This window comes from Dietzia sp. oral taxon 368 (assembly GCF_002999155.1).
Taxonomy (GTDB): domain Bacteria; phylum Actinomycetota; class Actinomycetes; order Mycobacteriales; family Mycobacteriaceae; genus Dietzia; species Dietzia cinnamea.
Genome location: NZ_CP027238.1, coordinates 2722124 through 2744111, shown reverse-complemented (window position 1 = coordinate 2744111; position 21988 = coordinate 2722124). Strand labels below are relative to the sequence as shown.

The 21988-nt window shown below is 68.2% G+C and carries 23 protein-coding genes and 1 tRNA gene; 14 read left to right on the top strand and 10 right to left on the bottom strand.

Annotated features, from left to right (window positions below):
* Positions 1 to 63: 63 nt before the first annotated feature.
* Entirely contained in the window at positions 64 to 513 is a 450-nt protein-coding gene (locus tag C3V38_RS12805) for a universal stress protein (protein ID WP_061228773.1), read from the bottom strand.
* A 115-nt stretch (positions 514 to 628) separates the two neighbouring features.
* On the bottom strand, positions 629 to 2758 hold the full coding sequence (gene uvrB, locus C3V38_RS12800) for an excinuclease ABC subunit UvrB (RefSeq protein ID WP_106386486.1): 2130 nt from the start codon (positions 2756 to 2758) through the stop codon (positions 629 to 631).
* 124 nt (positions 2759 to 2882) lie between these two features.
* Between uvrB and C3V38_RS12795 the strand changes: the two genes are divergently transcribed.
* Together C3V38_RS12795 and C3V38_RS12790 are read left to right on the top strand one after the other, a co-directional pair.
* Entirely contained in the window at positions 2883 to 3086 is a 204-nt protein-coding gene (locus C3V38_RS12795; RefSeq protein WP_254425985.1) for a hypothetical protein, read from the top strand.
* Between the two features lies 1 nt (position 3087).
* On the top strand, positions 3088 to 4650 hold the full coding sequence (locus C3V38_RS12790) for a DUF4185 domain-containing protein (protein WP_106385944.1): 1563 nt from the start codon (positions 3088 to 3090) through the stop codon (positions 4648 to 4650).
* Between the two features lie 31 nt (positions 4651 to 4681).
* Here the strand turns inward: C3V38_RS12790 and coaE are convergent, their stop codons facing one another.
* Positions 4682 to 5776: a dephospho-CoA kinase gene (gene coaE / locus C3V38_RS12785; RefSeq protein ID WP_106385943.1), complete on the bottom strand. Its 1095-nt coding sequence runs from the start codon at positions 5774 to 5776 to the stop codon at positions 4682 to 4684.
* A gap of 188 nt (positions 5777 to 5964) precedes the next feature.
* Positions 5965 to 7437 (bottom strand): 30S ribosomal protein S1, encoded by a 1473-nt coding sequence (gene rpsA / locus C3V38_RS12780; RefSeq protein ID WP_106385942.1) that lies wholly within the window; start codon positions 7435 to 7437, stop codon positions 5965 to 5967.
* 92 nt (positions 7438 to 7529) lie between these two features.
* Here rpsA and C3V38_RS12775 point away from each other — a divergent pair, with 92 nt between their 5' ends.
* Positions 7530 to 8333, top strand: a complete 804-nt coding sequence (locus C3V38_RS12775; protein WP_254425984.1) for a class I SAM-dependent methyltransferase — start codon at positions 7530 to 7532, stop codon at positions 8331 to 8333.
* 45 nt (positions 8334 to 8378) lie between these two features.
* On the opposite strand, the gene C3V38_RS12770 is transcribed toward C3V38_RS12775, so the two are convergent.
* The 4 genes from C3V38_RS12770 to polA all read right to left on the bottom strand — a co-directional run bounded on the left by C3V38_RS12770 (position 8379) and on the right by polA (position 13970).
* Positions 8379 to 9140, bottom strand: a complete 762-nt coding sequence (locus C3V38_RS12770) for an amino acid ABC transporter ATP-binding protein (RefSeq protein ID WP_061915620.1) — start codon at positions 9138 to 9140, stop codon at positions 8379 to 8381.
* Entirely contained in the window at positions 9137 to 10120 is a 984-nt protein-coding gene (locus C3V38_RS12765; RefSeq protein ID WP_007632846.1) for an amino acid ABC transporter permease, read from the bottom strand. The genes C3V38_RS12770 and C3V38_RS12765 overlap by 4 nt, the downstream gene beginning before the upstream one ends.
* 11 nt (positions 10121 to 10131) lie before the next feature.
* Complete coding sequence (locus C3V38_RS12760) at positions 10132 to 11034, bottom strand: ABC transporter substrate-binding protein (RefSeq protein ID WP_106385940.1); 903 nt, start codon at positions 11032 to 11034, stop codon at positions 10132 to 10134.
* Between the two features lie 152 nt (positions 11035 to 11186).
* Positions 11187 to 13970 (bottom strand): DNA polymerase I, encoded by a 2784-nt coding sequence (gene polA, locus C3V38_RS12755; protein WP_217354143.1) that lies wholly within the window; start codon positions 13968 to 13970, stop codon positions 11187 to 11189.
* Positions 13971 to 14049: 79 nt separating this feature from the next.
* Between polA and C3V38_RS12750 the strand changes: the two genes are divergently transcribed.
* Positions 14050 to 14123 (top strand) — tRNA-Leu (locus C3V38_RS12750).
* A gap of 15 nt (positions 14124 to 14138) precedes the next feature.
* Here C3V38_RS12750 and C3V38_RS12745 read toward each other — a convergent pair.
* Positions 14139 to 15317 carry a site-specific integrase gene (locus tag C3V38_RS12745; RefSeq protein ID WP_254425983.1) on the bottom strand — a complete coding sequence of 393 codons (1179 nt, stop codon included), beginning with the start codon at positions 15315 to 15317 and terminating at the stop codon, positions 14139 to 14141.
* Positions 15304 to 15969, bottom strand: coding sequence for a helix-turn-helix domain-containing protein (locus C3V38_RS12740; RefSeq protein WP_165001118.1), 666 nt, complete (start codon positions 15967 to 15969; stop codon positions 15304 to 15306). Before C3V38_RS12740 ends, C3V38_RS12745 begins: the two co-directional genes overlap by 14 nt.
* Positions 15970 to 16070: 101 nt before the next feature.
* Between C3V38_RS12740 and C3V38_RS12735 the strand changes: the two genes are divergently transcribed.
* From C3V38_RS12735 to C3V38_RS12690, 10 genes are all read left to right on the top strand, one after another.
* Positions 16071 to 16253 carry an AlpA family transcriptional regulator gene (locus C3V38_RS12735; protein ID WP_217354142.1) on the top strand — a complete coding sequence of 61 codons (183 nt, stop codon included), beginning with the start codon at positions 16071 to 16073 and terminating at the stop codon, positions 16251 to 16253.
* Between the two features lie 5 nt (positions 16254 to 16258).
* On the top strand, positions 16259 to 16531 hold the full coding sequence (locus tag C3V38_RS12730) for a hypothetical protein (protein WP_106385938.1): 273 nt from the start codon (positions 16259 to 16261) through the stop codon (positions 16529 to 16531).
* Positions 16528 to 16785 carry a hypothetical protein gene (locus C3V38_RS12725; protein ID WP_106385937.1) on the top strand — a complete coding sequence of 86 codons (258 nt, stop codon included), beginning with the start codon at positions 16528 to 16530 and terminating at the stop codon, positions 16783 to 16785. The genes C3V38_RS12730 and C3V38_RS12725 overlap by 4 nt, the downstream gene beginning before the upstream one ends.
* Positions 16782 to 17033, top strand: coding sequence for a hypothetical protein (locus C3V38_RS12720; protein WP_106385936.1), 252 nt, complete (start codon positions 16782 to 16784; stop codon positions 17031 to 17033). Before C3V38_RS12725 ends, C3V38_RS12720 begins: the two co-directional genes overlap by 4 nt.
* Positions 17030 to 17329 (top strand): hypothetical protein, encoded by a 300-nt coding sequence (locus C3V38_RS12715; protein ID WP_106385935.1) that lies wholly within the window; start codon positions 17030 to 17032, stop codon positions 17327 to 17329. The genes C3V38_RS12720 and C3V38_RS12715 overlap by 4 nt, the downstream gene beginning before the upstream one ends.
* Positions 17329 to 17910, top strand: coding sequence for a hypothetical protein (locus C3V38_RS12710; protein WP_106385934.1), 582 nt, complete (start codon positions 17329 to 17331; stop codon positions 17908 to 17910). Before C3V38_RS12715 ends, C3V38_RS12710 begins: the two co-directional genes overlap by 1 nt.
* A gap of 286 nt (positions 17911 to 18196) precedes the next feature.
* On the top strand, positions 18197 to 18373 hold the full coding sequence (locus C3V38_RS17640; protein ID WP_165001117.1) for a hypothetical protein: 177 nt from the start codon (positions 18197 to 18199) through the stop codon (positions 18371 to 18373).
* Positions 18370 to 18633: a hypothetical protein gene (locus C3V38_RS12705; protein ID WP_254425982.1), complete on the top strand. Its 264-nt coding sequence runs from the start codon at positions 18370 to 18372 to the stop codon at positions 18631 to 18633. Before C3V38_RS17640 ends, C3V38_RS12705 begins: the two co-directional genes overlap by 4 nt.
* Positions 18634 to 19287: 654 nt before the next feature.
* Complete coding sequence (locus C3V38_RS12695) at positions 19288 to 20748, top strand: terminase large subunit domain-containing protein (RefSeq protein WP_106385932.1); 1461 nt, start codon at positions 19288 to 19290, stop codon at positions 20746 to 20748.
* A complete protein-coding gene (locus tag C3V38_RS12690) occupies positions 20745 to 21974 on the top strand; it encodes a phage portal protein (protein WP_165001116.1) in 1230 nt (409 codons plus the stop codon). Before C3V38_RS12695 ends, C3V38_RS12690 begins: the two co-directional genes overlap by 4 nt.
* Positions 21975 to 21988 lie beyond the last annotated feature (14 nt).

Genomic DNA, 21988 nt, shown 5'->3' with positions numbered 1-21988 from the left:
AGGCCGGGTACAACCAGCTGCCGGGCCCGGCGACGGCCCGGCCCGGCCGCGTGGCGCGAGCGCCTAGGTGGTGTGGACGATGAGCACGTCGCAGGTGGCCCGGCGGGCCGCGTCGGCGGGCACCGATCCGAGCAGACGCCCGGTCAGCGAATTCAGCCCCTTGTTTCCTACCACGAGCAGATCCGCGTCCACCTCGTCGGCCAGCTTGATCAACGACTCCACCGGTGCCCCACGGACCGTGCGTGTCTCGAGCTGCGTGGCCCCGGCGACGAGAGCGCGCTCGCGGGCGCCCCGGACGATGTCCTCGGCGGGATTGTCGCCACGGATCTGGTAAGCGTCGTCACCCAGCTGGTCGGCGGCCTGACTGACCGACCGCGGGTCGGCGGGCACGTACGCGCAGGCGATCACGAGCGTCGCCCCGGCGTCGGCGGCCAGTCGGGCAGCGCGATCGACGGCGCGGTAGGACGACTCCGAGCCGTCGGTTCCCACCACCACCTTGGTGTAGGCGCTCATTTGCTTCCTCTCCTCGGGAACACGTTGCACACAGCGTAGTCCCAGGCGGGCCTGACCGTGCGCGGTAAGCGCGGTCTGCACGGAGGTCCGGGCGTGCGTGTGCGCACCGTCCGGGTCAGTCGATGCCGGCCTCTCGCATCCCCTTGAGCTCTTTACGCAGCTCGGCGATCTCGTCGCGGAGCCGGCCCGCCAGCTCGAACCTCAGGTCCGTGGCCGCCGACATCATCTGCTCGGTCATCTCCTCGATGAGCTTCTCGAGCTCCTTGCGTGGCCGGGCGGCGTCCCCGACCGCACGGGCGCCGAGCAACTCCGGACGATCCGCGCCGTCGGCGGAATCACCGGGCTCCTCACCGACCCGGTCGAGAATGTCGGCGATCTTCTTGCGCAATGGCTGCGGGTCGATGCCGTGTTCGGTGTTGTAGGCGATCTGCTTCTCGCGGCGACGCTCGGTCTCCTCCATCGCGTACCGCATCGAGTCGGTGATGGTGTCGGCGTACATGTGGACCTCGCCCGAGACGTTTCGCGCGGCACGGCCGATCGTCTGGATGAGCGACGTGCTCGACCGGAGGAACCCCTCCTTGTCCGCGTCGAGGATCGCCACCAGTGACACCTCGGGCAGGTCGAGGCCCTCGCGCAGGAGGTTGATGCCCACCAGCACGTCGTACTCGCCACGACGCAGGTCCCGCAGGAGTTCGACGCGCTGCAGTGTGTCGATCTCCGAATGCAGATACCGAACCCGCACGCCGAGTTCGAGCAGGTAGTCCGTGAGGTCCTCCGACATCTTCTTGGTCAGCGTGGTCACCAGCACGCGCTCGTCGCGCTCGGCCCGCGCGCGGATCTCCCCGATGAGGTCGTCGATCTGTCCCTTGGTGGGCTTGACGACGATCTTCGGATCGACCAGGCCGGTCGGCCGGATCACCTGCTCGACGAACTCACCGCCCGTGCGGCCCATCTCGTACGGCCCCGGCGTCGCGGACAGATACACGGTCTGCCCCACCCGGTCGGAGAACTCCTCCCACGTCAGCGGCCGGTTGTCGAGAGCGGACGGCAGGCGGAAGCCGAAGTCGACGAGGTTGCGCTTCCGGGAGGCGTCGCCCTCGTACATCGCGCCGATCTGCGGCACGGTCACGTGCGACTCGTCGATGACCGTGAGGAAGTCCTCGGGGAAGTAGTCGATGAGGGTCGCCGGTGCACTGCCCGCGGGCCGGCCGTCGATGTGACGGGAGTAGTTCTCGATGCCCGAGCAGAAGCCCACCTGCTGCATCATCTCGATGTCGTAGGACGTCCGCATACGCAGGCGCTGGGCCTCGAGCAGCTTTCCCTGGTTCTCCAGCTCGGCGAGCCGGACCTCCAGCTCCTCCTCGATCGACGCGATCGCCTTGGCCATCCGCTCCGGCCCCGCGACGTAGTGGGTGGCCGGGAAGATGCGTACCTCGTCCACCCGGCGGACCACGTCGCCGGTCAGCGGATGGATGTAGTACAGAGCGTCCACCTCGTCACCGAAGAACTCGATGCGGACCGCGAGCTCCTCGTACGTGGGGATGATGTCGACCGTGTCGCCCTTGGCCCGGAACGTTCCGCGGGTCATCGACACGTCGTTGCGCTCGTACTGGACGTCCACCAGCAGGCGGAGCAGCTGGTCCCGGTCGACCTCCTGCCCGACCGCCAGGGACACGGACCGGTCGAGGTACGACTGGGGGGTGCCGAGACCGTAGATACACGAGACGGAACTGACCACCACCACGTCCCGCCGGGACAGCAGCGACGACGTCGCGGAGTGGCGCAGCCGCTCGACGTCGTCGTTGATCGACGAGTCCTTCTCGATGAAGGTGTCCGTCTGCGCGATGTACGCCTCCGGTTGGTAGTAGTCGTAGTACGACACGAAGTACTCGACCGCGTTGTTGGGCAGCATCTCGCGCAGCTCGTTCGCCAGCTGCGCCGCGAGCGTCTTGTTGGGCGCCATCACCAGCGTGGGACGCTGCACCTTCTCGATGAGCCACGCCGTGGTCGCGGACTTGCCGGTGCCGGTCGCGCCGAGCAGCACGACGTCGCGCTCCCCCCGGGCGAGCCGTTCGCTCAGTTCGGCTATCGCGGTCGGCTGGTCGCCCGACGGCGTGAATTCGCTGACCACCTCGAAGCGGTTGGTGCTGCGTTCGACGTCGCCGATCGGGCGGAATTCCGAGTACGAGAGGACGGTCGGGTCGGCGGGGATCCCGTCGTCGGGGATCTCGGTCGCGAATGCCATGCCACCAGCGTACGAGCACTCGCCCACCCCCGCCCACCGGCAATCTCCTGACCGATGTCTCAGGCGGCCACTACCGTATTCTTGACTCTTCCTCACCCTCTCGTCGTGTCGTCTGGAGAACACCGTGGCCTTGAGCCCCCCTCGTCGTCGTATCGCCCACAACGTCTTCCTCATGCGGACGGACCTGTCCGACATCCCGACGCGGACGGTCCCCAACCCGAACGCCCGGATGCGCACGGCCGACGACAGCTGGACCCGCAACACCCCGGACCACGCCGAGACCGGTGAAACCGTCCTCGTCGAGCGCCGCGAGATCCCGGGGGTCTGACGTGACCAGCACGCTCCCCCGCCTCGCGGGGGCGATCACCGCCGTGTCCGTCACGCTCGCCGCCGCGGTCACCGCCGTCGGCACCGTCGGCGTCGGGACCGCCTCCGCGGGCCCTTGCAGCGAGATGTTCGGCAACTTCGGGTCGTTGCTCGAACACCGCACCGGCGCCGGCATGGCCACCGGGTCCCTCGGCTCGCTCGGGTCGTCCGGCGACTCCGGATCCCTCGGCTCCACCTCGCGCGCGCTCGGCTCGGCCGACCGTTCCGGGTCGCTCGTCCGTGAACTGGAAACCGGCTCGCTCGGCAACGGACTGTCGGGCTCCCTCGATTCGATGGTCGGCTCGGTCTACGGGATGCCGCCGTGGATCACAGGCGACGAGGGCACCGTACCCGTCCTACGCGGCCCCACCCGGTTCGAGCAGCTCGTCACCGGGCCCACCAGCCCCTCCGAGTCCGTCAGTCGCTTCGGCGTGGGCGGCACCGACCTCGGCATCATGTGGGACAACGGCGACCCCGACGATCCCGAAGTGCTCATGGCCTTCGGCGACACCATGGGTGACTGCACCGTGCCCGGGACGCAGTGGCGCTCCAACGTCCTGTTCCGCTCCGCGGACACCGACCTCACCGACGGGATCACCATCGACTCCGCCGCCATGGGTACCGACGGACTCGCCAAGTCCATCGTCCCGCGCTCGGGGTTGCCCGGCGAGGTGACCATCATCCCCACCGCGGGCATCGCGGTGAACGGCGTCCAGTACCTACGGTTCATGTCGGTGGCCCACTGGGGTCAGCCGGGATCGTGGACCACCAACTACTCGGGACTGGCCTACTCCGTCGACAACGGGGAGAACTGGACCGTCGTGCCGTCTATGGCCCGGCCGATCACCGACACCGTCCCCACCGGCGCCGGATCCCCCGCCGTCGACGCCGCGTGGCGGGGCGCGCAGATGAGCTCGTTCCTGCGAACCGATGACCACCTGTACGAGTACCTCACCCCGTCCGGCCGTCAGGGCGGTGCGATCGTCTCCCGGGTCCCCCTCGCCGGGTCCCCGACCGCCGACGACCTCGACGCACCCGGCGGTCCGCCGGCCGTCGGCGTCCTCGACCCCCGCGCGTACGAGTACTGGGACGGCACGGGGTGGGTCTCCGACATCCGCGCCGCCCGACGCGTGCTGCCCGCCCCGGCCAGCGAGATCTCCACGATGTGGAACGAGCATCTCGGTAAGTACACGGCAATGTACTCCCAAGGCTACGACTCGGTGGTCCTGCGCACCGCGGATCGCCCCGAGGGGCCGTGGAGCGCCCCGACCACGCTGGTGGACTATTCGATGCTGCCCGGCGTGTACGGGGCCTTCATGCACCCGTGGGCGCAGGGCGAGGACCTGTACTACCTCGTCACCACCTGGAACGCCTATAACGTCTTCCTCGTGCGTACCCGCCTACCGGAGGTCTTCCCCGAGCGCTTGCGCGCAGCGCGCGGCGTGGCACCCGCTCCGGCGGAAACCGAGGTCGTCCGCCAGGTGCCCGTCTCGGAACTCGTGGACGGGATCGTCCCCACCGAGTGACCCGCCGCCGGCGCGGCCTCGCGCCTGCGGCCTACCGCTCGCGCGTCGACGCCTCGGACAACGTGCGCTCGAAGCGTCGCGTCTCCTCGCGGTTCGCTCTGCGCAGGATCTCGGAGTACTCGGCGCGAGCACCGGGATCGGCACCGATCACCTCCGCCATCAACAGCGCGAACTCGTGCTCGGGGTCGTCCTCCGCGACCACGGAGACCTCCAGCGGGCGCGCGGGGTCGCACCAGTGCAGCAGCGGCCGCTCGCTCTCGCTCGACCGGTCGCGGACGTACCCGGCCCCCGTGAGCGTGGTGAGCGCGGCCTCGACCGCCGCCGCGTCGCGCACCGTCACCTGCAGGTCGATCACGTCCGGGGCGTCGAGCCCGTCGACAGCGGTCGGCCCGACGTGGTCGATCCGCGTGGCGATCCCGCCCACCACGTGGCGGAGCCGGGCGCACGCGCGCTCCGCCTCGGCGGCCCACTCGGGGCGGAACGGGACGACGGTACGGTCGCCGACGACCGGCGTGCCGGTGCGCAGATTGTGCTCGAACGGGCTCAGCCGGAGCTCGATGAGGGCGTTGGTCAGATCGATAGTGGTCTGGCGGTCGCCCGAGTTGTCGATCAGGACGTCGGCCACGGCGCGCCTGGCCTCGTCGGTCGCCTGCCTGGCCATCCGCGCTCGGGCGTCTTCCTCGGGCATTCCCCGCTGCTCCACGAGCCGCCGGAGCCGGATCTCGGCCGGGGTGTCGACCACGATCACGAGGTGGTAACCAGGGGCCATCCCCCCTTCGACGAGCAGCGGCATGTCGTGCACCACGATCGCGTCCGCGGGGGCCGAGCCGAAGAGCTCCGCGGTCCGCTCCCCGATGAGCGGGTGGGTGATGGCGTTGAGTGCGGCCGTGCGCTCGGCGTCGACGAACGCCTTGGCGGCGAGGGCGGCGCGGTCGAGCGCACCGTCGGGTCCGAGGATGTCCTCGCCGAACTCGGCGACGAGCATCGCCAGCCCGGGACTGCCGGGTCCGACGACCTCGCGCGCGATGCGGTCGGCGTCCACGACCACCGCTCCCGCGTCCGTGAGTACCGCCGTCACCGTCGACTTGCCGGCGCCGATACCACCGGTCAGACCCACCATCAGCATGGTCTGGAGTCTAGGTGACGGTCCGGCCACGCGTCCGTGCGGGCGAATCCGCGCGGGCGGCTCCAGTGTGCGCGGCCCCCGACGCGCGAAATAGACCGCGGCCCCGGAAGGCACCCACCGTCGTGGGCGACCCTCCGGGGCCGTGGCCGATGCTCTCGGGCGCTCGGGGCGCCCTCAGGCTGCGACGATCACTCGCCGCCGGCGAGCTTGGCGCGCAGGGCGGCCAGCTGCTCGTCCGAGGCCAGCGAACCGCCGGTGGCCTCGGAGGTGCCGGCGTCGGCGGCCGGACGCGAGGACGGGGCGGACTCCGACGAGTAGTTGGTCGGCGCGGCCTCGGCGGCCTCCGCAGCGGCCACGCGACCCTTCTCGATCTGGGCCGTGTGCATCTTGTGGCGACGCTCGGCCTCCGCGTAGCGGTTCTCCCACTCCTCGCGCTGCTTCTCGAAGCCCTCGAGCCACTCGTTGGTCTCGGGATCGAAGCCCTCGGGGAAGATGTAGTTGCCGGCCTCGTCGTAGCTGTCGGCCATGCCGTACTTCGACGGGTCGAACTCCTCCGTGTAGTCCTCGTCGGCCTGCTTGAGCGACAGGGAGATACGACGACGGTCGAGGTCGATGTCGATGACCTTCACCATGGCGTCGTCGCCGACCGACACGACCTGGTCGGGGACCTCCACGTGGCGCTCGGCCAGCTCGGAGATGTGGACCAGGCCCTCGATGCCCTCCTCGACGCGCACGAACGCACCGAACGGGACGAGCTTGGTGACCTTGCCCGGGACGATCTGGCCGATCGCGTGGGTCCGGGCGAAGTGCCGCCACGGATCCTCCTGGGTGGCCTTCAGTGACAGGGAGACGCGCTCGCGGTCCAGGTCGACGTCGAGCACCTCGACGGTGACCTCCTGGCCCACCTCGACGACCTCGGACGGGTGGTCGATGTGCTTCCAGGACAGCTCGGAGACGTGGACCAGGCCGTCGACGCCGCCGAGGTCGACGAACGCGCCGAAGTTGACGATCGAGGACACGACGCCCTTGCGGACCTGGCCCTTCTGCAGCTGGTGCAGGAACTCGGAGCGCACGGCCGACTGGGTCTGCTCCAGCCACGCACGACGCGAGAGCACGACGTTGTTGCGGTTCTTATCCAGCTCGATGATCTTGGCCTCGAGCTCCTGGCCGACGTAGGGCAGGAGGTCGCGGACGCGGCGCATCTCCACCAGCGAGGCGGGGAGGAAGCCACGGAGGCCGATGTCGAGGATCAGGCCGCCCTTGACGACCTCGATGACGGTGCCCTTGACGGCCTCGTCCTTCTCCTTGAGCTCCTCGATGGTGCCCCAGGCGCGCTCGTACTGGGCGCGCTTCTTGGACAGGATCAGACGGCCGTCCTTGTCCTCCTTGGTCAGGACCAGAGCCTCGACCTCGTCGCCCACCTCGACGACCTCACCGGGGTCGACATCGTGCTTGATCGAGAGTTCGCGCGAGGGGATGACGCCCTCGGTCTTGTAGCCGATGTCGAGCAGGACCTCGTCGCGATCGACCTTGACGATCGTGCCCTCGACGATGTCACCATCGTTGAAGTACTTGATCGTGGCGTCGATGGCGGCGAGGAAGTCCTCAGCGGAGCCGATGTCGTTGACGGCTACCTGCGGGGACGTGGTGTTGGTGGTCATAGGGTGGGGTGCTCCGAGGTGGATAGGAATCGTAGGTGGACGGACTGAACGCGAACGCGTACGCACGCGACCGTCAACTGTACGCTTCTGCCGTGACGTCCACAAACCCCCCCGGACATGGAGAGTCGGTCCGAGCCTCCCGCTCGTGGTGGGACTCGGAGGCCTCCGACTACCACGAGGAACACGGCGACTTCCTCGGCGCCCACTCCCCCGACGGCGAGTTCATCTGGTGCCCCGAGGGCCTGCACGAGGGCGACTGGCATCTGCTCGGCGCCGTGGCGGGTCGCGACGTGCTGGAGATCGGGTGCGGTTCCGCGCCGTGCGCGCGGTGGATCGCCGGGCAGGGCGCACGCGCCGTGGCCGTGGACCTGTCGGCGGGCATGCTCCGGGTGGGCGCGGAGGCGGCGAGCCGCTCGTCCGGACCGGCGGCGTCCGTGCCGCTGATCCAGGCCGACGCCCGGCGACTCCCGTTCGCCGACGCGAGTTTCGACGTGGCGTTCTCGGCGTTCGGCGCGATCCCCTTCGTGGCGGACTCGGCGGGCGTGATGGCGGAGGCGGCGCGGGTGTTGCGCCCGGGCGGCCGGTTCGTGTTCTCGGTCAACCACCCGATGCGGTGGATCTTCCGGGACGACCCGGGTCCCGGCGGTCTGCAGGCCGTGTTCCCGTACTTCGACCGATCGCCGTACACCGAGTACGACGACGGCGAGCTGTCCTACGTCGAACACCACAGGACGGTGGGTGACCGGATCCGCGAACTGGTCGCCGCCGGGTTCGTGGTTCAGGACCTCATCGAGCCAGAGTGGCCGGAGTGGCTCGACCGGGAATGGGGGCAGTGGAGCCCCTTGCGGGGCGGGATCTTCCCCGGCACCGCGATCTTCGTGGCCTCCCTGCCGTGACACCCGCCGGCCGGGGTCATCCCGGCCGGCGCTCGGCGCGTTCGCTCACAGGATCTTCGACAGGAAGTCCTTGGTGCGCTGGTGGGTCGGCCTGGCGAGCACGTCGGCGGGCTTGCCGGCTTCCACCACGACGCCGTCGTCCATGAACGCGACGGTGTCGGCGACCTCACGCGCGAAACCCATCTCGTGGGTGACCACGACCATGGTCATCCCCGCAGCGGCGAGCTCCCGCATCACGCCGAGCACCTCCCCGACGAGCTCCGGGTCGAGCGCCGAGGTGGGCTCGTCGAAGAGCATGAGCTTGGGGTCCATCGCGAGCGCACGGGCGATCGCGACGCGCTGCTGCTGCCCACCGGAGAGCTGCGCCGGGTAGGCGTCGGCCTTGGCGGCGAGCCCGACCATGTCGAGCAGCTCGCGGGCACGCTCGGTGGCCTCCGCCCGCGACTGCCCCTTCACCAACATCGGAGCCTCGATGACGTTCTCCAGCGCGGTGCGGTGCAGGAACAGGTTGAAGTGCTGGAAGACCATCCCGATGTCGCGGCGCTGGCGGGCCGCCTCCGCGGGCGAAATCTCGTAGAGCTTGTCGCCCTTCTCGCGGTAGCCCACCAGGTCGCCGTCCACGTAGAGCCGACCGGCGTCGACCTTCTCGAGGTGGTTGATGCAGCGCAGAAAGGTGGACTTCCCCGAACCGGAGGGTCCCACCAGGCAGAGGACCTCACCCGCCGCCACCTCCAGGGAGATCCCCTTGAGCACCTTCAGGGAACCGAAGTTCTTGACCACCTGGTCGGCCTTGACCATCGGCGTCATCGCCTACCTCCGGACGGGTCGGCGGCCTCGGCCGCGGCGAGGGAGGACGGCGTGAGACCGTCCGCGTCGGCGAGCGCGCGCAGTTGCTTGCCGGTGAGCTGGCGGGTCGCCCCGCGCGAGAACCTCTTCTCGAGGAAGTGCTGCCCCACCATGAGAACGCTGGTGATGACGAGGTACCACGTGGCCGCGACCAGGAGGAGCGGGATCGGCTGGAAGTTGACGCCCGAGATGTCGCGCGCCTGACCGTACAACTCCCCGGAGAACGGGATCGCCACGACGAGCGAGGTGGTCTTGAGCATCGAGATGAACTCGTTGCCCGTCGGCGGGATGATCACGCGCATCGCCTGCGGCAGGATCGTGCGCCGCATGGTCTGCCCCCACGTCATGCCGAGGGCGGTGGACGCCTCCGCCTGACCTTCCGGCACCGACGAGATGCCGGCCCGCACGATCTCGGCCATGTAGGCGGCCTCGTTCATCGCCAGGCCCACCACGGCCAACCAGAAGGCCGAGTAGAGCACCATGGTGTCGTCGAACCGGATGAAGTCGATGTCGGTGAAGGGGATGCCGAACTGCACCTGTCGGTAGATGGTGAAGATCAGTCCCCAGAACAGCAGCTGGACGTAGACAGGGGTTCCGCGGAAGATCCACAGGTAGACCCACGCCACGGCCTTGAGCACCGGGTTGGCGCTCATCCTCATGACCGAGAGGATGACGCCGAGAACCACGGCCAGGGTCATCGACAGCACGGTCAGCGCGATGGTGTAGAACACGGCCATCCCGAACCTGGTGTCGAACAGGTAGCGGGCGTACGTGTCCCAGCCGTAGGCCGGGTTGGTCGCCGCGCCCCAGACGAACAGGAAGACCAGGACGAGGACGATCGTCGCCGACACCCAGCGCCACGGGTGCCGTAGCGGTACGGCCTTGATGGGTTCCGGGGCGTCCGCCGCGGGGGCCCCGGCCCCCCTCTCCGCGGTGCTCACCTGGCGTTCCCTCAGCCCTTCCGGATCTCGGCGTCGTCGATCATGCCGTCCTCGACGCCCCAGGTCTGGGCGATCTTCTCGAAGTCGCCGGTCTCGATCAGCTTGTCGGCGGCGGCCTCGAGGGCCGCGGTCAGCTCGGAGCCCTTGCGCACCGGCCAGCCGTACGGGGCCGCGTCGAAGACGTCGCCGGCGAGCTGCATCTTGCCCTCGGACTGCTTGACGGCGTACGCGGTGATCGGCGAATCGGCGGACATCGCGTCGACCTTGCCCAGCGCAACGGCCGTGGAGGCCTCGTCCTGGGAATCGAACTGGACCTTCTCGATCGCGGGCTTGCCGGCGTCGGTGCAGGCCTTGCTCCGGGCGGGCACGTCCTCCTGGTCGGAGACGGTGGTCTGCTGGACGGCCACGCTCAGTCCGCAGGCGTCGTCGGGGTCCACGTCGTTGCCGGCGGCCGACGCCCACTGGATCCCGGCCTCGAAGTAGGTCACGAAGTCGACGGTCTTGAGGCGCTCGTCGTTGACGGTGAAGGACGAGGCGCCCATGTCCATGGTGCCGCCCTCGATCGCCGGGATGATCCGGTCGAAGTCCGACTCGCGGAATTCGGCGCGGAGTCCCATGAGCTGGGCGACGGCGGTCATCACGTCGATGTCGAAGCCGACGATCTCGCCGTTCTCGTCCTTGAACTCGTTGGGGGCGTACGGCGGGTTGGTGCCGATCACGATGACGCCCTTGTCGCGGATCTCGGCGGGCACGAGCGCGGCGATCGACTCGTCGGCCTCCAGCGACACCTCCTCGCGGGGCTCCCCGGAATCCTGCGGGCCCTCGGTGTTGGTGGTGCAGCCGGTCAGGGCGAGGGCTGCGGTGGCGGTCATGGCCAGGGCGGCACGCAGGCCGCGCCGTGAGGTGAGGGTCATGTGGGTGCCCTTTCAGGCGTCGGGAAGCCGAATCTGCAATGAACCTAGGGCATACGGGGACCGGCTCAAAACCAATCGACCTGTTCGGGCCCAGTGATCTCTGTCGCGTCGTGGTTCCGTCGCGCCGGTCGCCCCCACCCGCACCGGCCCGGTCAGTGGGCGGCGGAGTCCCAGTTCGGACCGGTGCCGGTCGACACGTCCAGCGGCACGTCCAACTCGATCGCGGAGTACATGCGGTCCACCACCAGGCCACGGACCTCGTCCAGTTCGCCGGGCGCCACCTCGAGCACCAGCTCGTCGTGGACCTGGAGGAGCAGGCGACTCTTCAGTCCCCGTGCGGTGAGGTCGGCGTCGACCTTGAGCATCGCGGCCTTGATGATGTCCGCGGCGGTCCCCTGGATCGGCGCGTTGAGGGCCGCACGTTCGGCGTTCTCGCGCTTGAGCCGGTTGTCCGAGTTGAGCTCGGGAAGATAGCGCCGACGGCCGAAGAGTGTTTCGGTGTACCCGTCCTTCCGGGCCTGCTCGACGACCGCCTGGAGGTAGTCGCGGACCCCGCCGAAGCGGGAGAAGTACGCCTCCATCTGCTCGCGCGCCTCGCCCTGGCTGATACCGAGCTGGGCGGCGAGGCCGAAGGCGCTGAGCCCGTAGGCGAGGCCGTAGCTCATGGCCTTGACGCGACGCCTCAGCTCCGGGGTGACCTGGTCGATCGGCACGCCGAACGCCCGGGACCCCACGAACGAGTGCAGGTCCTCGCCGGTGCGGAAGGCCTCGATGAGGCCGGCGTCGCCGGACAGGTGCGCCATGACGCGCATCTCGATCTGGCTGTAGTCGGCGGTGAGCAGGCAGTCGTACCCCTCACCCACGACGAACGAGCCGCGGATGCGCCGGCCGTCCTCGGTGCGGACGGGGATGTTCTGCAGGTTGGGGTCCGTGGAGGACAGACGGCCGGTGGCGGCGACGGTCTGGTTGAAGGTGGTGTGGATGCGTCGGTCGTCGCCGATGGTCTTGATCAGCCCCTCGACGGTCGTCCGCATCTTGGTCGTCTCACGGTGCAGGAGCAGCGCCTCGAGGAAGGCCCGCCCCGGGGTGTCGCCCGTCTCCTTGGCGAGCAGCTCCTCCAGCGCCTTGGCGTCGGTGGTGTACCCGGTCTTGGTCTTCTTGGTCTTGGGCATCCCGAGCGTCTCGAACAGGACCACCTGGAGCTGCTTGGGCGAACCGAGGTTGATCTGCTCGCCCCCGATCGCGGCATACGCGGCCTCGGCCGCCTGCCGGCCGCGGTCGGCGAAGTCGTCGCGCAGTCCCTCCAGCGCGGCGGCGTCGACCGCGATGCCGATGGACTCCATCCGCGCGAGCACCGGCACGAGAGGTAGCTCCATCTCCGCCATGAGGGTGGCGCCGTGCACCTGGTCCAGCTCCACGTCCAACCGCTCGGCGAGGTCGACCACCGCGCGGGCGCGGGTCGCGGCGGCGTCGGCGGCCTTCTGTGCGGCCTCGGCGTCATCGACCTCGTCGAGGAGCGACAGCTGTTTCTCCGCCGCCTCCGCCTCCGGGAGTTCGCGGCGCAGGTGGCGCTGGAACAGTTCGGCGAGTCCGTAGCTGCGCTGCCCCGGGCGGACGAGGTACGCCGCCAGAGCGACATCCATCGTGACTCCGCCGAGACGGAGGTCGCGCCCCATCAGCGCGTGGGTGGCGGCCTTGGCGTCGTGGACCGCCTTGTGGACGGCGTCGTCCCCGAGCCAGCCCTGGAGGGCCTGCTCGTCGTCGGGGCCGATCGCCGCGAGGTCGACGTGGGCGGAGGCGCCGCCCGCGGCGGCGATGGTGACGGTCTGTGCGTCACCGGCGCCGGGCCGGGAGGGACCGACGACGACGAGGCCGTGCCGCTTCCCGGCCGGCGCATGGGCTGCGAGCCAGTCCGAGACCTCGCCGGCGTGCAGGAGCGACGCCTGTTCGAGCGCGACCTCAGCGGCGGGCTCCGGGGCCCCCTCTGGAAGGAAGGCCGACAGGAAGCGGTCGCGGGCCTGGGGCCCGAATTCCAACCGGTCGAACAGTGCGTTGACATCACCGCGCTCCGGGGTGGACCGGACGAGGTCGGCGAGCTCGACACCCAGATCCAGGTCCCGGGTGAGCTCGGTGATGCGGCGGTTGAGCTGGACCTGCGGGAGGTGTTCGCGGAAACTCTCCCCCACCTTGCCCTTGATCTCGTCCGCGTGCGCGATGAGCTCGGACAGGCTGCCGTACTGGGTGATCCACTTGGCGGCGGTCTTGTCACCGACCTTCGGAACCCCCGGCAGGTTGTCGGAGTTGTCCCCGCGCAGCGCGGCGACGTCCGGGTACTGGGCCGGCGTGACGCCGTACTTCGCCTCGACCGCCTCGGGCGTGAAGCGCGCGAGCTCCGAGACGCCCTTGACCGGATAGAGCACGGTGACGGCGTCGGAAACGAGCTGCAGCGCGTCGCGGTCACCGGTACAGATGAGGATCCGGGCATCGCCCGAGTGCGTGGCGCCCGTCGCGAGGGTGGCGATGATGTCGTCGGCCTCGTGCCCCTCGAGTGAGAGCGTCCGCACCCCGAGTGCGGCGAGCGCCTCCTGGATGAGCTCGATCTGCCCCTTGAACTCCTCCGGGGCGGCCGAACGGGTCGACTTGTACTCGGGGTACTCGGCCGTGCGGTGCAGCGTGGCCCGTGAGACGTCGAACGCCACGGCGAGGTGGGTGGGCTCCTCCTCGGTGACGAGGTTTGCCACCATCGACAGGAAGCCGTAGACGGCGTTGGTGTGCTGACCGGACGCGGTGGAGAAGTTCTCCGCTGGCAGCGCGTAGAACGCACGGAACGCCAGCGAGTGCCCGTCCAGCAGCAGCAGCCTCGCCGGCCCCTCCCCTTGGACGGCGGAGGAGGGTGCGGCGGTGGTGACGTCTGTGGTCTGGCTCGTGGTGCTCACACGGCCACTCTAGGGCGGGCGTCGGACAGACGCTCACCGGTCGTCGGTTAGACTCACCGAGCAGCGGCTCGCCGCGCTCGCCCCCGTAGCCCAATTGGCAGAGGCAACGGATTCAAAACCCGTCCAGTGTCGGTTCGAGTCCGACCGGGGGCACAACTAAACAGCAGGTCAGACCGTCTTTCGCAGAGGTACGACCTTCTTCTTCTCGCCCTCGGTACGCAGAGAGTACGCACGAGATTCACTGAGGTTCGCCGCGAGGTGGTCCAGGTCGTCGTCGAACAGGTGCCCGTACCGGTCCAGCGTGAGCATGGCGGTGGCATGGCCCAGCATCCGCTGAACGGCCTTGATATTGGCCCCGGCCTGGATCGCCAGAGACGCCGCGGTGTGCCGCAGATCGTGCGGCGTCATCCCCTCGATCGGCCGCGCGACATCGAACTTCGACCGGTACGTCCACGACGTCAGGTAACCGCCGATCGGCGACTCAAAGACCAGATCGTCCACGTCCAGCTCCTCCAGGACCGGCCGCAACTCCTCCACGAGAAACGCCGGCACCGGTACCGACCGGTGAGCGTGAGACTTCGGCGGCCCCTCCACCAACTCTCTACCGACCCGCGTAACCGATTGGGTGACCTGGATCCGGCCACGCTTCAAGTCGACGTTCCTGGCACGCAGCGCCACAGCCTCGCCCCACCGCAGCCCCGTGTATGCCAGCACGAGAGTCAGGACGCGCCACTCCCCCATGCCCGCCGCGAGATCCTCCACTTGACGATGAGTCAGATACCGCCGCTCGAGCGTGACCTTCCGCGGGAGATCCACCCCGACCGCCGGATTCAGCGGGATATGCCGCCGCTTCACCGCGTAATCCAGCACACCACGCAGCACCTGATACGCCTGGATCGTGCGAGAGGCTGAGAGCCCCTTCTCGGTGTCCCGGACGCCCTTGGACCGCATGTCCGCGATCCACGTCTGGACGGCCTCATGGGTGACGTCCCCGACCGGCACCGCCTCCCACCGCGGGAGGACGAGCGTGTCCAGTAGCCCGCGGTATCCCTCGAGCGTCTTTGGCTTCAACTCCCCCTTGGTGGCGTACCAGCCCTCGGCCAGTTCCTTGACCAAGACCTTCTTCTTGGCCGGTTGAACGTAGGTGCCAGTAACGAGATCCGCGGTGACCTCGTCGAGCCAATCCTCTGCGTCCCGCTTTCGCGGGAACCGCTTGGTCTGCTCCCGGCCGTCGTCGTCGACATAGCGGGCACGCCACCGCATCCCCTGACCGTGGAGCCTGGACGGTTCCTTGGTGCGCTTAGAGGTCCACAGATCCTCGACCCCGGAGCGCCTACCCCTCCGCATCGTCCGGACCCTCGATCTCTGCTTCCGCTCGTTTGCGCATCCGCCTGCGCTCGGCCTGCATCCGGGCGTTGGCCCGAGAGCCTGGCCACAACTCGTCCAGCTTCTTGTCGACCAGCGAGAAGTACTCGAGTCCCCGGACCTCTTCGTAGAGTTTCTCTGCTTGCCGGACGAGGAATTCGGTGTCCCGGTCGAACAGCTCGTCGTACTCCTTAAGGAGGTACAGGAGTTCGTCATCGGGGGCTCGTTCTCCCCCTAGTTCCAAGAACTCCTCTCTCACCTTTCGAATCTTGGCGATGCACCACATGTGCTTGGTGATCGCCTGGACGGCGTCGTTCTGCCAATTCACCGTCCGCCTAATGAAGGCGCCCATGATCTCGACGTCGGGCGCAATCTCTGCGGAGGGCGCGGCAAGCATCGACTCAAGCGGCCTACCGAAGATCTCGGCAAAAGCGACGGCCTCTCCGAGACGGACAGGCCTCTCGCCCTTCTCCACCCTCGAGATCGTCGTCTGGTGGAAGGCGTCAAAACCTCGCTCTTTCATCTTCCTTGCGAGTTCGGTCTGCGACCAGCCATTCCGCTCTCGGAGACGTTCAACGCGTCTCCCAAAAACCTTGTCAGTGTCGGGCATCTCATGCGGATCAGGGCTGGGCATGCAAGAAGGATGCCACATGGTGTTGCGCCCTGCCACTTGTTGTGGTGTATGCTGATTCGTGGAAGCCCCAACAAGGTGTTGGGGAAGGAGGAGGTAACCCCGTGGCACCCAAGTTGCTGACGAAGAAGGAGGTCGCTCCGATGCTCCGCAAGTCGGAAGCCGGCCTCAACTGGATGATCCAGTCCGGCACCGCGCCTAAGTCGGCGCTCATCGGAGGCCGTCGCTACTGGCGCGAGTCCGACGTCCTGGCATGGATCGACGCACAGTTCGAAGAGGTGTCGTGACCCGCATGAGCCCGGCGAAGTTCGTCGCCGGAAACAAGAACGCCACCGGCGGGGACGCTGCAACGTCCTCGTCCACCAGTGGCGTCCGACCGACCCCCACCTCACAGGAAGAGATCGTGATGCCCAAGTCTAACCCTCGCCTGGAATGGCGCACCGGCTACGCCCACCGCGGCATCGAACCCGTCACCGAAACCGAGATGCCCTACCTCCTCGACGGTGACGACCCGCTCGCCCTCCGCGCCCGCGCATCCGTGGTCATCCTCGGAGGTGCCGCATGAGCAACCAGCCCCGGCAGCACTCCATCACAATCCCCCAGCAGGGCGCCCCCTCGGACTGGCACTGGTTCCGCCCCCGGCGCGGTGCGGCCCCGGCTCCCGGTGACGTCGCCCTCTGCGGAAACGTCCTGGGGAACAACATCGACTCCCTGGACTCCACGGGCACCGGCAGCGGCCGAGCCAAGTGGTGCCCGCTCTGCGATCACCTCGTCACATACGTGCGTGAGGGCCTGTTCGACGGCGAGGCCAACGCATGAGCGAGCTCTACGCGATCCATGACGGTGAGCCAATGCTCTCCACCAAAGGAATGGCCGTCCTGTTCGGCCTCCCCCTGGACGAGATCCAGGAAGCGTCTCGCCGCGCAGGAACCAACGAGCAGTTCCTCATCCCCGCCGACTGGATGCGCCGCGGCCGACTCCGGGCCAAAGAGGCCCAGGCCGCGACCGGAGAGACCGATATGCACTCGGCGCTCATGTACTGGTACGGCAAGGAGGGCGTCCGGTGACCGACCACCTGGAACAGATCCACGCCGACGGCCCCGACGAGTGGAGAGAACACGCCCGCGGGGTAATGGACTGGCTCGCCTCCGAAGGGCAGCCGTTCGACTCCTACCACCTGACCGAACTCGGTGTCCCGGAACCTCACCACCCATCCCAATGGGGAGCACTGTTCCGCACCTACGCCGGCCGCGGCCTGATCGAGCCCTTGAGCTTCGAGTACAGCCGCCGACCCACCCGCTCTGGCGGCATCTGCCGGACCTGGCGCGGCACCGACAAAGCCCGCAGGAGGGACGCAGCCTAATGACCTGGGCCAAGTATGGCGCGCACTTCTTCGACGACCTCGTGAACTTCGAGTTCCCCGAGCACCTCGACGACGCCTGCCAACTGACCCACACCCAAGCCGTCCACTTCGTCTACTCGACGGAGTCGTACGACTGCTCCTTCCCAAAGAAGAAGCTGCTCCGGTTCGCCACGAGCCCCCGCGCCCAAGAGGCCGGAAACGCGCTCGTGGCGGCCGGGGCATGGGAGGTCGTCGGCACCCGAGTCCGACTCATCCACCACCGGGAGGAGATCCGCCAATCCCTCGCCGCGCAAAACGCCAAACGCGACCGAGACCGCATCGCGGCCGCCCGGAAGCGCGAGAGAGAACAGAAGGCAGCCGAACAGCCCGCCGAACGAAAGCCCAGCAAAGTCGCTAGCGACGTCGCTGACGAGTCAGTGGCGACACATTCATTCATTCATTCATCCAGTCATGGCATTGACGAAGAACCACAAGAAGAGGTTGAGCCAGTGATGCCACTCAGTTCCTCTGGGCCCCCTCTCGAGGACGAGGACCCGGAGATCGATGACTTCTGGTCGGGTGTCGAGGAGGCGGCATCGTGAGCGCGGTCGTGTGCATCAAGTGCCGGTGTTCGCCTTGCTCATGTGTCTGGCTGAAGAAGTTGGTCTCCGACCCGGACAAGGCTGAGCTTCTGCGGATTGCCCGGTTGATGGTCAGGTCTCCGCTTCCGGTCGTCGGCGGTGAGCAGACCTACCACTTCGATGCTTGCCCGTGCCCGAAGTGCTGGTCCCTGCGAGCAGCGTCATGGGTCCGAGATGGTCCGTACCCCACGCCACCCGAGCGGGAGTCGTGGCCCCAGCTTCACCAACCCGATCAGGAGGACGCGTCGTGATCCGACCGCACATCGAGAACGTTCCCGTGACCGTCAGGACCCGGCGCACCACGAAGGCCGGCCGATCGATGGTCAGCCTTGTCCTCGCCGGGTGCGAGTACCTCCTCGAGGCCCAGGAGGCAACCAGCCTGGCCGATCAACTGCACGATGCCGCCGAGAAGGAGACCCCGTGAGCGAGCAAGGCGAGTACCTGTCCATCACCGCCGCAGACAACAGGCGTGCCGCGGCCCTCGTCGCGCACCACGCCCGCCGAGACTTTGACGGCATCAACGCCATCCTCGGAGAAACCACCGAAGCCAAGCGCGCCACCGAACTGATCTTCGCCGTGCTCGACCTGTACCAAGAGCTTGTCCCCGCGGTTCATACGCCCCTCGGGCTCCAGTTCCTCTCCAGCTACCTGCACAGGGTGGCCGGCATCGAGGAGACGCCGTGACCCTCAGCCCATGCCTCGAGTGCGGTGAACCCGCCGAGTCGACCAGGTGCCCGGACTGCACCCGCGTCGTCGAGCGAGCACAGCCCGACCGCAAGAGCCCCGCAGCGGCCCGCGGCTACGACTGGGCTTGGACCAAGCTGTCCCGCCGCGCCCGCAAGCTCCAGCCCTTCTGCACCGACTGCGGAGCGACCCGCGATCTCCAGACGGACCACTCCGAGGACGCCTGGAGACGCAAGGCCGCAGGCTTGCCTCTAAGGCTCCGAGACGTCGAGGTGGTATGCGGACCCTGCAACCGAGCCAGAGGCGCTCAGCGGCCCAACCAGGACCCCCCAGGGGGCATACCCGCACGACAGACGCTCCCGACCCCCACGCCGGAGTCAAACTTTGCGTCTCACATCGTGAGATCGGAAGGGGTGGAGGCGTCCTAATGCTGGATCAGCTAGCCGAGGTTGGTGGAGCCGGAGCTCCGAGGCATTGCAGTCTTGCGCTCCTCGGCCTCGCCGTAATGGAGCCAGCCGGAGGGGGAGAGAAACTGTCGTCGTCTGTTCTCGTCGTGATACTCAAGCACTCCGCTGTCGTGCAGCCTCGTGAAGTCGGATTCAATCGGAGACCTGTCCGCGAGCGTAATGTTGTAGCGCATGTGAGCAGTCTTTCATGACCGCGATTAAGGCGGGCCCGAAAGGGAAGATCACTGCGGAGCCGCTCGAGTTCACCGGGTGGCCGCGGGATCGGGCGAAGCGTCGGGAGCGGTTCGTCCGGGAGTTCGTGAACGTCCCGAAGGGTGTGGGTGCGCTCAAGCCGCTCAAGCTCAGGTCGTGGCAAACGGAGATCGTCCGGGGTGCGTACGCCGACGGGGTGCGTACCGCGGTGGTGTCCCTGCCTCGAGCGAACGGGAAGTCGGCCCTGGCCGCGGCGCTGGCGGTCGCGGAGTTGTGGGTGGGCCCGCCGTCTGCCGAGATCCTCGTCGTGGCCTCGGACGAGAGGCAGGCCAAGATCGTGCTCAACCTGGCTCGTCGCATGATCGAGTTGTCCCCCGAGCTCGTGGAGCGGTGCCACGTTTATCGGGATCACATCTCGGTCCCGGAGAACGATGCGACGATGCGGGCGCTTCCGGCGGACCCGGCCGCGCTGCACGGGTGGGACCCGTCCCTGTTGATCGTGGACGAGTTGCACGTGGTCACTCAGGACGTGTGGGAGGCGGTGACGTCGGTCGTCGGTAAACGCCCGGAGTCGTTGGTCTTGGCGATCTCGACACCGTCGACGACTCCCGATTGTGTGATGTGGTCGCTGATCGAGCATGGCCGGCGCGGGGACGACCCGTCGTTTTTCCTCCGGGAGTTCATGGCCCCGGAGGGGTGCGCGACGGATGACCGGAAGGCGTGGGCAGCCGCGAACCCGGCGTTGGGCGACTTCCTGTCCGAGGACGGATTAGCGTCCGCTCAGCGGACGCTACGTGAGCCCGTATTCCGTCAGCTCCGTCTCGGCCAGTGGGTCAGCGGTTCGGAGTCGTGGCTTCCGTTCGGCCTGTTCGATCAGCGTGCCGACGAGGACCGCCGGGTGGGTAAGCGTGACCGGGTGGTCCTGGCGTTCGACGGATCGGCGTCCGGGGACTCGACCGCGCTGATCGGCTGCACCGTTGACGACCCGCACCTGTTCGTCGTGGGGCTGTGGGAGAACCCGGGAGATCCGCGGTGGCGGGTGCCCCGCGGGGACGTCGACGCGGCGGTGGACATGGCGTTCGCCGACTACGACGTCGTCGAGCTCGCCGCCGATCCGTGGGGGTGGCGCTCGGAGATCGAGGCGTGGGCCGACCGGCACGGGGAGAAGAAAGTCCTCGAGTGGAACACCGCCCACGCCGGTCGAATGGCCCCGGCAACCGACCGCATGTATCAGGCAATCGTGACCGGTGAGGTGACGCATGACGGGGATGCCCGCATGGCCTCGCACTTCGCCCACTGCATAGCGAAACGGACCCCGCAGGGGGATCTCGTCTCCAAGGACAAGCGGGGTAGCCCGCGGAAGATCGACGCCGCGGTCGCGGCAATCGTGGCGCTCGACCGGGCGGCATGGCACGCAACACAACGACAGAAGAGAAAGGTGGTCTCATTCCGATGACCAGGCCAGCAGTGAAAGACATGCTCCAGAAGATCGACAACAGGGCACCGGCCCTGTCCATGCTCGAGAAGTACTACGCCGGCCTTCAGCCGCTCGCTTACCTGACCCCGGAGGCGCGGGAGGCTATCGGCACGAAGTTCGACCGGCTCGCCGTCAACGTCCCCCGGCTCCTGGTGTCCGCGATCTCGGAGAGGCTGACGGTGTCCGGGTTCGATGTCGCCGGCCAGCGTTCCGACAAGCTGTGGAGCCTGTGGACCGGGTCGGATCTCGACCAGCTCGCCGCCCAGGCGCACCGGGAGGCCCTGGTCCTCGGATCGGCCTATGCCCTCGTCTGGGCGGACCGTCGTGGCCGGCCCCGCGTGACCATCGAGTCCCCGCACTCAATGGCCGTGGCCCGTGACCCGGCAACCGGTGAGGTCGTCGGCGCGGTGAAGCGGTGGATCGAACCGACCCCGGATGGTCGGACCGAGCAGTCGCACGTCGTGGTGTACCGCCCGGAGGAGATCGTCCACATGATCGGCGAACCCCTGAACCCGACCGCGCTGAACGCCGTCCGATCGGTACCGAATGATCTCGGAGTGGTCCCGGTGGTGCCGCTGGTCAACGCCGACCGGCCCGGAGTCGTGGACGGCTCCTCGGAGTTCGCTGACGTGATCGGCCCGGTGGACGCGCTGAACAAGATCCTCGCCGACATGATGGTCACATCGGAGTCGTACGCCCGCCCCCGCCGGTGGGCCACCGGCCTCGAGGTTGCGGAGGACGACGAGGGGAACCCGATCAACCCGATCCCCGAATCGGACAAGACGATGATCTCGGAGGACCCGGAGACGAAGTTCGGGCAGCTCTCCGGCGCCGGCCTGGACAGCTACCGGACCGCGGTCGACGTGATCGTCCAGTCCATCTCCGCTGTGACCGGACTCCCCGGCCACTACCTCGGAGTGATGACGGCGAACCCTGCCAGCGCGGAGCAGACCAGGGCAGCCGAGGCGGCACTCACCGCGAAGGCAGAGGCCCGACAGCAGGCGTTCGGCCGGTCGTGGGAGCAGGTTGGCCGGCTCATGCTCGCTGTGGCGGATGGGCATGACCCGGAGGTGTACGACGTCCGGGTCCGGTGGGCCGATCCGTCCGCCCGTTCGGTGGCGGCAGAAGCGGACGCGACGGTGAAGCTCCACAACGACGGGGTGCTCACTGACGACGAGGCACGAGAGAGGGCAGGTGTGGCATGACCGAGGAGAGGGAC

Excerpts from the sequence above, each read along its gene's own strand:
- C3V38_RS12805 (WP_061228773.1), bottom strand. The coding sequence starts at position 513 with ATGAGCGCCTACACCAAGGTGGTGGTGGGAACCGACGGCTCGGAGTCG.
- uvrB (WP_106386486.1), bottom strand. The coding sequence starts at position 2,758 with ATGGCATTCGCGACCGAGATCCCCGACGACGGGATCCCCGCCGACCCG.
- coaE (WP_106385943.1), bottom strand. The coding sequence starts at position 5,776 with ATGCTGATGGTGGGTCTGACCGGTGGTATCGGCGCCGGCAAGTCGACG.
- rpsA (WP_106385942.1), bottom strand. The coding sequence starts at position 7,437 with ATGACCACCAACACCACGTCCCCGCAGGTAGCCGTCAACGACATCGGC.
- C3V38_RS12770 (WP_061915620.1), bottom strand. The coding sequence starts at position 9,140 with ATGACGCCGATGGTCAAGGCCGACCAGGTGGTCAAGAACTTCGGTTCC.
- C3V38_RS12760 (WP_106385940.1), bottom strand. The coding sequence starts at position 11,034 with ATGACCCTCACCTCACGGCGCGGCCTGCGTGCCGCCCTGGCCATGACC.
- C3V38_RS12745 (WP_254425983.1), bottom strand. The coding sequence starts at position 15,317 with ATGCGGAGGGGTAGGCGCTCCGGGGTCGAGGATCTGTGGACCTCTAAG.
- C3V38_RS12740 (WP_165001118.1), bottom strand. The coding sequence starts at position 15,969 with ATGCCCAGCCCTGATCCGCATGAGATGCCCGACACTGACAAGGTTTTT.
- C3V38_RS12730 (WP_106385938.1), top strand. The coding sequence starts at position 16,259 with ATGAGCCCGGCGAAGTTCGTCGCCGGAAACAAGAACGCCACCGGCGGG.
- C3V38_RS12725 (WP_106385937.1), top strand. The coding sequence starts at position 16,528 with ATGAGCAACCAGCCCCGGCAGCACTCCATCACAATCCCCCAGCAGGGC.
- C3V38_RS12720 (WP_106385936.1), top strand. The coding sequence starts at position 16,782 with ATGAGCGAGCTCTACGCGATCCATGACGGTGAGCCAATGCTCTCCACC.
- C3V38_RS12710 (WP_106385934.1), top strand. The coding sequence starts at position 17,329 with ATGACCTGGGCCAAGTATGGCGCGCACTTCTTCGACGACCTCGTGAAC.
- C3V38_RS12695 (WP_106385932.1), top strand. The coding sequence starts at position 19,288 with ATGACCGCGATTAAGGCGGGCCCGAAAGGGAAGATCACTGCGGAGCCG.
- C3V38_RS12690 (WP_165001116.1), top strand. The coding sequence starts at position 20,745 with ATGACCAGGCCAGCAGTGAAAGACATGCTCCAGAAGATCGACAACAGG.